An 11,273-nucleotide genomic window follows, 5' to 3' on the forward strand; every position below is an offset into this window, starting at 1 on the left:
TGAGGTCCGGGAGCCGGGTGGGGCAAGGAACCACAAGGCTCAAGGGCCGTCCGTCGCGGGCACCAGCACGGTCCGTTTGCGTTTCCACCCCGTCCGGGAGGACCACTTCACATGGCCAAGATCATCGCGTTCGACGAGGAGGCACGGCGCGGCCTCGAGCGCGGCATGAACCAGCTCGCCGACGCCGTCAAGGTGACCCTGGGCCCCAAGGGTCGCAACGTCGTCCTCGAGAAGAAGTGGGGCGCCCCCACGATCACCAACGATGGTGTGTCCATCGCCAAGGAGATCGAGCTCGAGGACCCGTACGAGAAGATCGGCGCCGAGCTGGTCAAGGAGGTCGCGAAGAAGACGGACGACGTCGCCGGTGACGGCACGACGACCGCGACCGTCCTGGCCCAGGCCCTGGTGCGCGAGGGTCTGCGCAACGTGGCCGCCGGTGCCAACCCCATGGCCCTCAAGCGCGGTATCGAGAAGGCCGTCGAGGCCGTCTCCGGTGCCCTGCTCGAGCAGGCCAAGGAGGTCGAGACCAAGGAGCAGATCGCTTCGACGGCCTCCATCTCCGCCGCCGACACCCAGATCGGCGAGCTCATCGCCGAGGCGATGGACAAGGTCGGCAAGGAAGGCGTCATCACCGTCGAGGAGTCGCAGACCTTCGGTCTGGAGCTCGAGCTCACCGAGGGCATGCGCTTCGACAAGGGCTACATCTCGGCGTACTTCGCCACCGACATGGAGCGTATGGAGGCCTCGCTCGAGGACCCGTACATCCTCATCGTCAACTCGAAGATCGGCAACGTGAAGGACCTCCTTCCGCTGCTCGAGAAGGTCATGCAGTCCGGCAAGCCGCTGCTGATCATCGCCGAGGACGTCGAGGGCGAGGCCCTGTCGACCCTGGTCGTCAACAAGATCCGTGGCACCTTCAAGTCGGTCGCCGTCAAGGCCCCGGGCTTCGGTGACCGCCGCAAGGCCATGCTCGGCGACATCGCCATCCTCACCGGTGGCACCGTCATCTCCGAGGAGGTCGGCCTCAAGCTGGAGAACGCCGGTCTCGACCTGCTCGGCCGCGCCCGCAAGGTCGTCATCACCAAGGACGAGACGACGATCGTCGACGGCTCCGGTGAGAGCGACCAGGTCCAGGGTCGCGTCAACCAGATCCGCGCCGAGATCGAGAACTCGGACAGCGACTACGACCGCGAGAAGCTGCAGGAGCGCCTGGCCAAGCTGGCCGGCGGTGTTGCGGTCATCAAGGCCGGTGCCGCGACCGAGGTCGAGCTCAAGGAGCGCAAGCACCGCATCGAGGACGCCGTTCGCAACGCGAAGGCGGCCGTCGAAGAGGGCATCGTCGCCGGTGGTGGCGTGGCCCTCCTCCAGGCCTCCGCGGTGTTCGAGAAGCTGGAGCTCGAGGGTGACGAGGCGACCGGCGCCAACGCCGTGAAGCTCGCGCTCGAGGCCCCGCTCAAGCAGATCGCCGTCAACGGTGGTCTCGAGGGTGGCGTCGTCGTGGAGAAGGTTCGGAACCTGGCCGTCGGCCACGGTCTGAACGCCGCCACGGGCGAGTACGTCGACATGATCGCCGAGGGCATCCTCGACCCGGCCAAGGTGACGCGCTCCGCGCTGCAGAACGCCGCGTCGATCGCCGCGCTGTTCCTCACCACCGAGGCCGTCATCGCCGACAAGCCGGAGAAGGCCGGCGCCGCGCCGGCCGGTGGCGGCATGCCGGGCGGTGACATGGACTTCTGAGCCTGACGGTTCAGCCTGTCCTTAGGCGAGGGCGGTATCCCTTCGGGGGTGCCGCCCTCGTTTTTTGCTGTCCCGCCGTCGTGGCGGGGCGCTAATGTCCCCCTGCGATTGATCAATGGGGTGGGGACATGACAGAGAAGCCGATGAACGCGTGGGGGCAGGCCATCGCGGCCTTCGCGGTGGTGGGGGCGGTCGGGGTCGGGTTCTGGGCGCAGAACCAGCTGGCGGACGGTGGGGCGCGTGCTGCCGAGAAGCCCGGCGCGTGTTCGGGCGGGGCGGCGACCAAGGGGGACAAGGCCGCCGGGCGGGTGTCCGGGGCGCAGTTGTGCAAGGCGCTCAACCAGCCCGAGCTGGCGGACTGGCTCGGGACGCCCGGTGAGCTGCCCCGGAGCGCGAGCGGCAGCGGTGACGGGTCGCTCAGGCTGGACCGGGGCAAGACCCCGTACCGGGCGGCGCGGATCGAGTTCGACACGTACACGGTGACGATCTCGGCGACGTACGACAAGCGGCCGGTGGCGGGCTGGGAGAAGCTGCTGGGCGCCGACGCGCACGCGCAGAAGGTGCTGCGGCGCAACGCGGTGTTCTACTCGTCGCAGACCATAGGAATGAGCTTCCGCCTGGACGGCAAGGACGCGAAGAGCACCCAGGGCGTGCCCGCGGAGGCGCTGACCGTGGCGCTCGACCCGAAGGACCGCGGCGGCTCCTACGAACTGGTGGTGTGGCGCAACCACGGCGGGTACCCCGACCGGACGGTCCTGCTCGACATCGCCGAGCACGTGCTCCCGGTGGTCCCGGGCTTCGACTCAGGGTCGACGCCGCCTCAGGACACGCCCTCTTCGTAGCTGTTCCAGGCGTCCTTGCCCGCGCGGCTCGCGCTGGTCGCCGCCGTCTGGGCCTGCCGGAGGGCGCGCTGCGCCAGTTCGGCGGGCGGTACCTCCCAGCTGCCGGTCCAGGAGCGGCCCGCGCGGGCCAGTTCGTAGACGAGGACGCCGACGCCCGCCGCGGCGACGAGCATGCCGGCGCCGGTCAGGCCCGCGCCGACGGTGAGCCGCCGCTGGTCGGGGCGGAACTCGGTCCAGGAGATCTTGGAAAAGGTGCTGTCAGCCATGGGGCCAGAATGCGGCGAAGCGCGCGGGCCCGCATGTCGAGCGGTCCCGCGCGCTGTGCCGTCCTGCCGCGTCAGACGAGCTCTTCGACCGGGGCCTCCTCGACGTTGTGGGAGTCGGTGAGGCTCGCGGCGCCGACGGCGGCGATCACGCCGACCACGACGGCGAGGATCGCGTAGGTGATCCGCTCGCCGTGGAAGAAGGAGGCGATGAGGTCGCCGCTCCAGACGCCGGTGGGGAGCGTGGTGGTGACCAGGGCGGCGATCAGGGTGCCGACCATGGCGGTGCCGACGCTGGTGCCGACCTCCTGGGCGGTGTCGTTGAGGGCGGCGCCGATGGAGGTGCGGTTGGCGGGCATCGCGTCGACGAGGGCGACGGCGCAGATCGTCATGACGGTCCGCAGTCCGATGGTCATGAGGACCATGCAGATCGCGATGACGGCGTAGCCGTGCTCGACGCCCCAGGAGAGTCCCGCCAGGGAGCCGGCCAGGCAGGCGGCGCCCACCAGGCAGGCGATGCGGTGGCCGAAGCGGCGGCCGAGCCATTCGGACAGCGGCGTCGCGACGAGCATGGTGACGATGATCGGCAGGTTGGCGAGGCCGGCCCGCACCGGGCTCCACCCGTAGGCGTACTGGAAGTGCAGGATCAGCCCGAACATCACGCTGGCCATCGCGATCGAGGTGCCGATCTGGGCGAGGGCGGCGCCGCGCACGGTGCCGTTGCGGAAGAGGTTCAGGTCGAGCATGGGCGCCTTGCTGGTGCGCTCGCGGACGACGAAGGCGATGCCGGCCAGGACGGCGCCCGCGATCGAGGCGAGGGTGGCCGCGGAGAGCCAGCCGTGCTCGACGCCGCTGGTCAGCGAGTAGCAGGCGAGGCCGATGGTGGCGACGCTGAGGACGGCGCCCGGCACGTCGAGGCGGTCCTTGGTCAGGTCCTCGGGGCGGTCGGCGGGGACGCCGAGGCGGACGCCGATGCAGGCGATGAGGGCGATCGGCGCGTTGACGACGAGCAGCCACTCCCAGCGGAAGTGGGCCAGGGCGGTGCCGCCGAGCAGCGGGCCGAGGACGAAGCCGGACATGCCGACGACGATCATCACCGTCATGGCGCGCATGCGCAGCGCCTTGTCGTCGAAGAGCCGGAAGACCAGGGAGTTGGTGATCGGCGCCATCGCCGCGGCGGCGATGCCGAGCGCGGCGCGCAGGGCGATCAGTTCCCCGGCGGTGGTGACCCAGACGACGCACAGGCTGAGCGCGCCGAACACGGCGAGCCCGACGAGCAGGACACGGCGGCGGCCGAGCCGGTCGGCCATCGAGCCCGCGGTGAGCAGCAGGCCGCCGAAGGTCAGGGAGTAGGCGCCGGTGACCCATTGCAGCGCGGTGGTGCCGCTGCCGAGGTCCCGGCCGATGGTGGGCAGTGCGATCGACAGCAGCGTGTTGTCGACCATCTCGACGAAGAAGGCCAGGCAGAGCGCTGCCAGGGGTATCCACGCCGCGCGCAGCGACGGATAAGTGCGAGTAGTCATGGCAGCGGTCCTTTCTGTCCCGATCCGGAGGATTCTGAGGGGGGGGTATCGAACGCCGATCGGTCATCGAACGCCGTTCCATAAGTTACGATAGAACAGCGTTCGATAGAAAGCAAAACCGAAGCGGGAAGTCAGGAGCTGACGCCATGCCGCGCACGCAGAACCGCGCCGCCGCCGGGGGACGCCGGCGGGCTTCGCACTCGATGGAGTCCGTGCTCACCGAGGCGGTGGCCCTGCTCGACGAGGCGGGTCCTTCGGCGCTGACGTTCCGGGCGCTCGCGCAGCGTCTCGGCGGCGGTGTCGCGAGCATCTACTGGTACGTGGCGAACAAGGAGGAGCTGCTCGACCGCGCCACGGACCATGTGATCGGCAAGGTCCTCGCGGACATCGAGGCGCTGCCGGAGCAGGACGACCCGATCGACGCGCTGCGCGCGATGGCGCTGACGCTGTTCGACGCGATCCTGGAGCGCCCCTGGCTGGGCGCCTACTTCATGCGCAACACCGACCTCCAGAACAACTCCCTGCGGCTGTGGGAGAAGCTGGGCCAGCAGTCCCTGCGCATGAACCTCACCGCGCGCCAGCGCTTCCACGCGGTGTCCGCGGTCGTCGGCGTCGTCGTCGGCTCGGCCGTCGACCTGGGCCAGGAGCCGCCCGCCGAGGTGCTGGACGGCGCCGTGACCCGGGACGAGTTCCTCGGCCGGTTCGTCGCCACCTGGCGGGAGCTGGATCCCGCGGAGTTCCCGTTCGTGCACGAGATCGCCGACGAGTTCGAGGGCCACGACGACGTCGCCCAGTTCCGCGACGCACTGGACCTGACCCTGGCGGGGCTGCGGTTGCAGGCCGGGGGCTGAGCGCCGCTAGTCTCACCGCCCATGAGGCATCGCCAGCGGAAGAAGCTCTCCGGCCGTCTCTCCACCGCGATCCTGGCGGGGGACGCCGGGGGTGTCCGGGCCGTGCTGAGCCGTCGCGGGGCGAGCCCGGAGCGCCGGTTCGCCGACGGCGCCACACCGCTGTACGTCGCCGCCGTGCAGGGTGAGGCGGAGGTGGTCCGGGTGCTGCTGGAGGCCGGGGCCGCTCCCGACCGGGAGAGCGAGGGGCCCGGATCCGAGGGCACGCCGCTGTGTGCCGCCGCGTGCTGGGGCCACACCGAGACGGTCCGCCGACTCCTGGCGCACGGCGCCGATCCCGGGCTCCGGGAGGATCACGGGACGGGCCGGACTCCGCTGGAGTGGGCGGACAGCGGGCCGCACCCCGAGACGGCCGCCCTTCTTCGGGCGGCGGCGTCCGGGAGGCTGTGACCGATGGCCGTCAGAGGCCGGGGACGCGCAGGGCGAGCAGGGCGATGTCGTCGTGTGCGTCGGGGCCCGCCATGTGGTCGGCGAGGCGGTCGAGCAGGTGGGGGAGCGGGGCGTGGCGGTGGGCGCCGAGGAAGTGGGCGGCCCGGTCCACGGCGGCGTCGATGTCCCCGCGCTCCTCCTCGACGAGCCCGTCGGTGTACAGGAGCAGGAGGCTGCCCGGTGCCAGGCGCAGCGTGTGGTCGGTGCGGGCGGACCCGGTGGTCAGTCCGGGGAAGACGAGCGGCCCGTGCCGGTGCAGGCGGCGCACGGTCCCGTCGGGGTCGACGACGAGTGGCGCGGGGTGTCCGGCGTTGGTGTAGGTGAGTTCCCAGCAGCCGGTGTCGGGGTCGGGGCACGGGCGCAGGTGGGCGTGGACCAGGGTGCCGCTGGCGTTGAGGCCGAGGTGCTGGTTGGCGTGTTCGAAGGCGGTGACGGAGCGGGCCGGGCCCCGCCCCGCGTGGTCCAGGTCGGCCTGGCGGAGCATGCTGCGGGCCTGTCCCATGAGGGTGGTCGCCGCCAGGTTGTGGCCGGTGATGTCGCCGACCGAGACGGCGAGGGTGGCGGGCTCGGCGGAGTCCTCGCCGCCCTGGGACGCCGTGGGCAGCCGGTAGGCGTCGTACCAGTCGCCGCCCACCAGTTCGCCGTCGGACGCGGGGCGGTAGAGCGCGGCCAGTTCCAGTCCGGGGACGGTGGGCAGGTCGGTGAGCATGGCCGCCTGCATCTGCCGTGCCGACGCGATGCGGCTGTCGACGAACAGGGCCCGTTCGACGGCGCGGGCGGTGTATCCGGCCAGGGAGGCGAGCAGGGCCTGTTCCACGATGTCGATCTCGTGCGGCTGGTCCCAGCCGAGTACGAGGGTGCCCAGCGGGATGACGGTGCCGGGCAGCGGTACGCAGACCGCGCTGCTCAGGCCGAGGCTGGCGAAGGCCGCCACGGCGTCGTCGGCGTAGTCGCGGACCAGTTCCTCGGTGCTGTGGACGGTGACGGTGCGGTTCTCCCGGGCCGCGCGGGCCGTCGGCCAGGCGTCGTCGAGCCCGTAGTTCTCGAACCGTTCCTCCATCGGCGCGCTGCCGGTGGCGTCGACCAGGCGGCGCAGCCGGTTCCCGTCCTCGACCAGGACGAGGCCCACGTACACCGGCTTCAGGTCGCCGGTGACCAGATCACGGACCTGCTGACGCACATCGGCCAGGCCGGTGGTGTCGCCGAGCGCGTCGGCGGCCCGCAGCAGCAACTGCGACCGCTCCAGGGCGATGCGCAGCCTGCCCGCGAGCTCTCCCGCCTCGGCGCGTGCGGCCTCGCGCTGCCGGGAGACCACGCGCAGCCGCAGCTCGGCGGAGCAGGCCGCCGCGAGGTCCTCCAGGGCCCGCAGCTCCTTCTCCGTCCACCGGCGCGGGCGGGTGTCGATCGCGCACAGCGCGCCGAGCACGTGTCCGTCGCCGTCCGTCAGCGGCATGCCCGCGTACCCGCTGACGCCCAGGTCCTCGACGGCCGGGCTGTCCCGGGTGCGCGGATCGGCGCGGGTGTCGGGGACGACGAGGGGCCCCGCGTCGCTCACCACGTGGCGGCACAGCGAGTGCGACAGCGGGGTGCGGCGGGCACTCGCCCAGGGTTCGTCCAGGCCGATCATGCCGGGGAAGATCTGTCCGTCCTCCGACGCCATCGACACCAGCGCCACGGGTACGTTCAGCAGGTCGGCGACCAGGCGGGCGAACCGGTCCATGCCCGCGTCCGCCGCCGTCGACAGCCCGGTCTCGTGCACCGCGGCCACGCGCTCGGCGTCCGAACCACCCACAGCCTCTCCCGGACAAGTCGCTCTCGCTGGACGTCAGAACAGTTGACGCACGGCAACGATAGTCCCTCAGCCGAGGAAGACTCCGGACAGTTCGGTGACGGGGACGGCCGGTTCGGGGGCCTCGGCGGTGACGCGGGTGCCGTGGTCCGTCAGGTTCAGGGTGACGGTGATCCGGACGCCCGCCAGGTTCATGTCCGTGCGGGTACGGGTGACGCGGCCCTCGGCGTCGATCCAGGCGTCGGCGAACACCGGCAGGTCGCTGCCCAGGATCTTCCGGCCCTCGTCCGTCTTGGCGCGGACCTCGGAGGCCATGCGGCGGGTGAGAGCGGTGTTGTCGAGCGTGCCCCGGTAGTGCGTGGTGCGGACCCCGCCGACCGTCTCGCGGCCGACCTCGGACGTCCTGCTCATGCCGGCGATCTGCTGGAGCAGGTACTCCGGGTCGTTGACCGGAGCGCGCAGCGTGTAGTGCGACTCGGTCTTCGCGCGCGGCATCGTCGCCCACGTGCCCGGGTCCACCTGCGGCAGGTCGGAGACGTGGACCTTGCCGTCGGCGAAGACCTCGTCTATCTCGTTCTGTCCGGGCTTGCCGGCCATGTGCACCTTCAGCGTGCCCCGGTCCGCCGCCAGGTCGAAGCCGCCCGTCACGTCGATCTCGTAGCGGCCGGTCGCGCCCGCGTCGATCACGATCCGCTGGTCGGTGTGCGCCGACGTGGCGCGGGTGGCCGCGACCGCGTCGCGCACCGCTCCGGCCGGGTCGGCCGTCGGGCTCCCGCTCGCCTTCCCGGCCTTGTCCGTCGTCCATTCGGGGTCCGACGAGCAGCCCGCGCACAGCAGGGCGGCGGTGACCAGGGCGGCGGTCAGGGGGAGGGTACGCGTGGCATGCATGGGGTCGTGGTCTCCGGCGGCGTTCTCGCAGACCGGAGTTTTCTTGTGCACGGCCTGTGGACGGGATGTGGACGAGGATCGTATCCGGGAGCCGTACGGGGGCCGTTGGCGGCCCGGTGTCACCGTCCCGCGGGACGCGGGTCGTACGGGACCCGGCTCCTGGGCGGGACGGTCGAGGGTTCCTCCCGCATCGCCGAGCGGATCCGGGCCGCCCTCGCGTGCACCGTCTCGGCGGTGAGGGTGGGTGGGCCCGCCGTGCGCGACGGCGGGCGGGTCGTGCCCCGGCACATGCCGCAGCGGCCCGCCTCGATGCCCTCCGGGCGGCCCGGGTCGCCGCACGTCGCGCATTCCAGGACGCGCAGCGGTGGGCGTGGTGCCGGTTCCGGCGGGAGTTTCGCCGTCAGGCGGCTGCGGACCAGTGCCGCCGGGCTGTGGACCGGGTTCGGCAGGCCCGTCGTCAGCGCGTGGACGATCGCCGGTTCGTCGGCGCCCCGCGCGAACCAGGTCTCCGTCAGCGGGCCCAGTTCCGTGCACTCCTTCGCCGACAGCGCCAGCGTCGGCGCCGTCCTGCCCAGCGCCGCCAGCAGGATGTACGCCCTGTTCCGCGTGGGGGGTTGAGGTTTCGGTACGTCGTCCGGCACGTCGCCCCGCAGGAACCTCGTCCACCACGCGTCGTCCCGCGCCGTCCGCGAGAACCAGCTCCGCGTCACCCAGCGTGCGCTGCCCGAGCCCACCAGGTGTTCCCTGCCGCGCCTCAAGTGGCCGGCCGCCTGGAGGTTGTTCAGCGCCGTGCGCATCGCCTGCTGGCCGTACGGGAGACAGGACGCGAGCAGCTTCACCGAGATGTCCGCGCCGTCGTGCAGCCGGTCGATGAACCCGGCGATGTGCGCTTCGCGGGGCGGGAGGTGGGTGAAGTCGGCGTTCGTACGCGGGTGTTGGTCCGGTGCCGAGCGTTTGCCGTAGCCGGGGCGGGCGGCGGGATGCGCGGGCACGCGCGCAGCACTAAAGTGGGCGTCAGCCATGGATCGACTTCCGTTCGATCTCGATGGATAGGCCCTCGTTCGGTGTTGGCGCACCGGCGGGGGCCGTTCGTTATTCGGGGACGTTAGACGTCCGTCACCCTGCGTGGCAAGTCGGCCCCGGAAAGTCGCCGCTGTCGCCAACTCGCCGGGTGGGAGGGTGGGTTGAGACCCACCCCCCGATCCTTATAAGCACAGCTCGGAGCCCGGGGCTTGAGCTTCGGGAGCGCGGTCAGCCGTTGCGGCGCAGGTCGTCGACGAACGCCGTCCAGGCTGCCGCCCGGAGCACGAGCTTCGGGCCTTCGGGGTTCTTTGAGTCGCGGACCGGGATCAGTCCGGGGTAGTCCTGGCTGACCTCCAGGCAGTCGCCGCCACTGCCGCCGCTGTACGTGGACTTGTGCCAGGTGGCCGAGGTGAGGTCAGGCTTCGAGTGCTCGATCTTCATGTGCGTAATCCTCCGCCGCTGATTCGATCAGGGCCAGCGATTGCCTTGGCGTGAGTGCGTCGGCCCTGAGCAGATCGTAGGTCAGCTGGTGACGGGTGACCGTCGCTGGATCGTCCGTCAACTGGCCCATGCTGGAAGCCTCGATGAAGGACAGCGGGGGCGCGTCGTCGTAGTACATGAGCTTGAGCGGCCCATCCAGGGAGGCGTGTGCTCCCGCCGAGAACGGCAGCACCTGCACGATCGCCCGCCGCCTGCGCGCGAGGGCGGCGACATGCGACAGGGCCTCGGCCATCACCGCCGGGCTGCCGATCTCTCTGCGCAGTACGGCTTCGTCCAGAACGGCCCACAACAAAGGCTTTGTTGGATCGTCGAGGAGGTGGGCCCGCTCCATCCGTACCGCTACAAGATTGCTGATGATCTCGTCCGGGGCCGTCGGCTGGTAGGCGATGAACACCGCTCGCGCGTAGTCCGGGGTCTGGAGCAATCCGGGAACCAGAAGTGATTGATACTGACGGATCTCCACCGCCAGCGCCTCCGCCTCTGCTGCCGCTGCGAAGTGCTCAGGGTGCTTGGAGGTCCTCGCCTTTGTGCAGTGCCGCGCAAAGAAGCCGCTGGTGCCCAGCGCCTCGTCCAGCCGTGCCGCCATGTCCGGCAGGATCCGCCGCGTGCCCGCCTCCATCTGTCCGACGTAGGAACCACTCACGAACAGCAGCTCACCCAGAGCCTGTTGGGTCAGATCGGCCCGCTCGCGGGCGTGCCGGAGTTCTTCGCCGACGAGGTCCTTCGGTCCGGACATGCGCATCAACTCCACCTGGCAGCAACGCCCTTTGTTGGGCCGGTGCTCTGGAAAGCGTAGAGCCGATGCGGTCACGCTGGGTGAGGAATGCGGAACACTCGGTGGAAGAAGGGTGCTGGTCGGCATGGTCGTGCGGGACGCGGAGCGGATGCGGGCGGTCGAGGAGGTCATCGCGCAGCTCAGGGCGGAGCTGCTGGCGGTGGGCGTGCTGCTGCCGTCGCTGCGGGTGGATCCGGTGTCGGCGGCGGGGGAGGCGCCGTATCCGCTGGTGGACCTGGGGTGCGTGAACCTGGATACGGCGATGCGGCTGACGGCCGTACTGCACGGGGTGAGCCGGTGAGCGTGGTCGGCGAGTACGTGATCGACGTACGGGACGGACGGGTCGGCCAGGTCATGGCGACCGAGGGCGGATGCGTACAGCTCAGGCCGCCGGGTGGCGGAGTCGAGTGGGACTGCCCGCCGGAGGCCGTGGCGCCCGCGCCGGTTTCGGAGGAACTGCGGGCGCGGGTGCGGGAGGTGAACCGGGAGGGGCGGCTGCCCTAGGGCCTGTCCGGCGGATCTTGTCGCGGGCGCGGGGTCTGGCACGCCGACCTGCGGCGTTGTCGTCGGTTGCCAACGCTCCGCGTTGACGCCC

13 protein-coding genes are annotated in these 11,273 nt (G+C 71.2%); 6 read left to right on the plus strand and 7 right to left on the minus strand.

Features of this window, described 5'->3' with window-relative positions:
- The first annotated feature begins 111 nt into the window (after window positions 1-111).
- Window positions 112-1,737, plus strand: a complete 1,626-nt coding sequence (groL, locus tag ABZ930_RS38135) for a chaperonin GroEL (RefSeq protein WP_361558997.1) — start codon at window positions 112-114, stop codon at window positions 1,735-1,737.
- Between the two features lie 128 nt (window positions 1,738-1,865).
- On the plus strand, window positions 1,866-2,579 hold the full coding sequence (locus tag ABZ930_RS38140) for a DUF6215 domain-containing protein (protein ID WP_361559000.1): 714 nt from the start codon (window positions 1,866-1,868) through the stop codon (window positions 2,577-2,579).
- Here the strand turns inward: ABZ930_RS38140 and ABZ930_RS38145 are convergent.
- Together ABZ930_RS38145 and ABZ930_RS38150 are read right to left on the minus strand one after the other, a co-directional pair.
- Window positions 2,558-2,845, minus strand: coding sequence for a hypothetical protein (locus tag ABZ930_RS38145; protein ID WP_361559002.1), 288 nt, complete (start codon window positions 2,843-2,845; stop codon window positions 2,558-2,560). The genes ABZ930_RS38140 and ABZ930_RS38145 overlap by 22 nt on opposite strands.
- 71 nt (window positions 2,846-2,916) lie before the next feature.
- Window positions 2,917-4,365, minus strand: a complete 1,449-nt coding sequence (locus ABZ930_RS38150) for an MFS transporter (protein WP_361559005.1) — start codon at window positions 4,363-4,365, stop codon at window positions 2,917-2,919.
- A gap of 203 nt (window positions 4,366-4,568) precedes the next feature.
- Here ABZ930_RS38150 and ABZ930_RS38155 point away from each other — a divergent pair, with 203 nt between their 5' ends.
- Entirely contained in the window at window positions 4,569-5,216 is a 648-nt protein-coding gene (locus ABZ930_RS38155) for a TetR family transcriptional regulator (RefSeq protein ID WP_361559032.1), read from the plus strand.
- 21 nt (window positions 5,217-5,237) lie between these two features.
- A complete protein-coding gene (locus ABZ930_RS38160) occupies window positions 5,238-5,663 on the plus strand; it encodes an ankyrin repeat domain-containing protein (protein ID WP_361559008.1) in 426 nt (141 codons plus the stop codon).
- Window positions 5,664-5,673: 10 nt separating this feature from the next.
- On the opposite strand, the gene ABZ930_RS38165 is transcribed toward ABZ930_RS38160, so the two are convergent.
- The 5 genes from ABZ930_RS38165 to ABZ930_RS38185 all read right to left on the minus strand — a co-directional run bounded on the left by ABZ930_RS38165 (window position 5,674) and on the right by ABZ930_RS38185 (window position 10,639).
- Window positions 5,674-7,494, minus strand: a complete 1,821-nt coding sequence (locus ABZ930_RS38165; RefSeq protein ID WP_361559011.1) for a SpoIIE family protein phosphatase — start codon at window positions 7,492-7,494, stop codon at window positions 5,674-5,676.
- A gap of 66 nt (window positions 7,495-7,560) precedes the next feature.
- On the minus strand, window positions 7,561-8,379 hold the full coding sequence (locus ABZ930_RS38170) for a hypothetical protein (RefSeq protein ID WP_361559014.1): 819 nt from the start codon (window positions 8,377-8,379) through the stop codon (window positions 7,561-7,563).
- Between the two features lie 119 nt (window positions 8,380-8,498).
- Entirely contained in the window at window positions 8,499-9,401 is a 903-nt protein-coding gene (locus ABZ930_RS38175) for a hypothetical protein (protein WP_361559017.1), read from the minus strand.
- Window positions 9,402-9,630: 229 nt separating this feature from the next.
- Window positions 9,631-9,843 (minus strand): DUF397 domain-containing protein, encoded by a 213-nt coding sequence (locus ABZ930_RS38180; RefSeq protein WP_361559020.1) that lies wholly within the window; start codon window positions 9,841-9,843, stop codon window positions 9,631-9,633.
- Window positions 9,818-10,639 carry a helix-turn-helix transcriptional regulator gene (locus ABZ930_RS38185; RefSeq protein WP_361559023.1) on the minus strand — a complete coding sequence of 274 codons (822 nt, stop codon included), beginning with the start codon at window positions 10,637-10,639 and terminating at the stop codon, window positions 9,818-9,820. The genes ABZ930_RS38180 and ABZ930_RS38185 overlap by 26 nt, the downstream gene beginning before the upstream one ends.
- Before the next feature lie 124 nt (window positions 10,640-10,763).
- Between ABZ930_RS38185 and ABZ930_RS38190 the strand changes: the two genes are divergently transcribed.
- On the plus strand, window positions 10,764-10,979 hold the full coding sequence (locus tag ABZ930_RS38190; RefSeq protein WP_361559035.1) for a hypothetical protein: 216 nt from the start codon (window positions 10,764-10,766) through the stop codon (window positions 10,977-10,979).
- Window positions 10,976-11,182 (plus strand): hypothetical protein, encoded by a 207-nt coding sequence (locus tag ABZ930_RS38195; RefSeq protein ID WP_361559026.1) that lies wholly within the window; start codon window positions 10,976-10,978, stop codon window positions 11,180-11,182. The genes ABZ930_RS38190 and ABZ930_RS38195 overlap by 4 nt, the downstream gene beginning before the upstream one ends.
- The last annotated feature ends 91 nt before the right edge of the window (window positions 11,183-11,273 follow it).

The sequence above is a fragment of the Streptomyces sp. NPDC046716 genome, assembly GCF_040645755.1.
In the GTDB taxonomy this organism is placed as follows: Bacteria; Actinomycetota; Actinomycetes; order Streptomycetales; family Streptomycetaceae; genus Streptomyces.

Excerpts from the sequence above, each read along its gene's own strand:
- groL (WP_361558997.1), top strand. The coding sequence starts at position 112 with ATGGCCAAGATCATCGCGTTCGACGAGGAGGCACGGCGCGGCCTCGAG.
- ABZ930_RS38145 (WP_361559002.1), bottom strand. The coding sequence starts at position 2,845 with ATGGCTGACAGCACCTTTTCCAAGATCTCCTGGACCGAGTTCCGCCCC.
- ABZ930_RS38160 (WP_361559008.1), top strand. The coding sequence starts at position 5,238 with ATGAGGCATCGCCAGCGGAAGAAGCTCTCCGGCCGTCTCTCCACCGCG.
- ABZ930_RS38150 (WP_361559005.1), bottom strand. The coding sequence starts at position 4,365 with ATGACTACTCGCACTTATCCGTCGCTGCGCGCGGCGTGGATACCCCTG.
- ABZ930_RS38190 (WP_361559035.1), top strand. The coding sequence starts at position 10,764 with ATGGTCGTGCGGGACGCGGAGCGGATGCGGGCGGTCGAGGAGGTCATC.
- ABZ930_RS38180 (WP_361559020.1), bottom strand. The coding sequence starts at position 9,843 with ATGAAGATCGAGCACTCGAAGCCTGACCTCACCTCGGCCACCTGGCAC.
- ABZ930_RS38155 (WP_361559032.1), top strand. The coding sequence starts at position 4,569 with ATGGAGTCCGTGCTCACCGAGGCGGTGGCCCTGCTCGACGAGGCGGGT.
- ABZ930_RS38170 (WP_361559014.1), bottom strand. The coding sequence starts at position 8,379 with ATGCATGCCACGCGTACCCTCCCCCTGACCGCCGCCCTGGTCACCGCC.
- ABZ930_RS38185 (WP_361559023.1), bottom strand. The coding sequence starts at position 10,639 with ATGTCCGGACCGAAGGACCTCGTCGGCGAAGAACTCCGGCACGCCCGC.
- ABZ930_RS38140 (WP_361559000.1), top strand. The coding sequence starts at position 1,866 with ATGACAGAGAAGCCGATGAACGCGTGGGGGCAGGCCATCGCGGCCTTC.
- ABZ930_RS38175 (WP_361559017.1), bottom strand. The coding sequence starts at position 9,401 with ATGGCTGACGCCCACTTTAGTGCTGCGCGCGTGCCCGCGCATCCCGCC.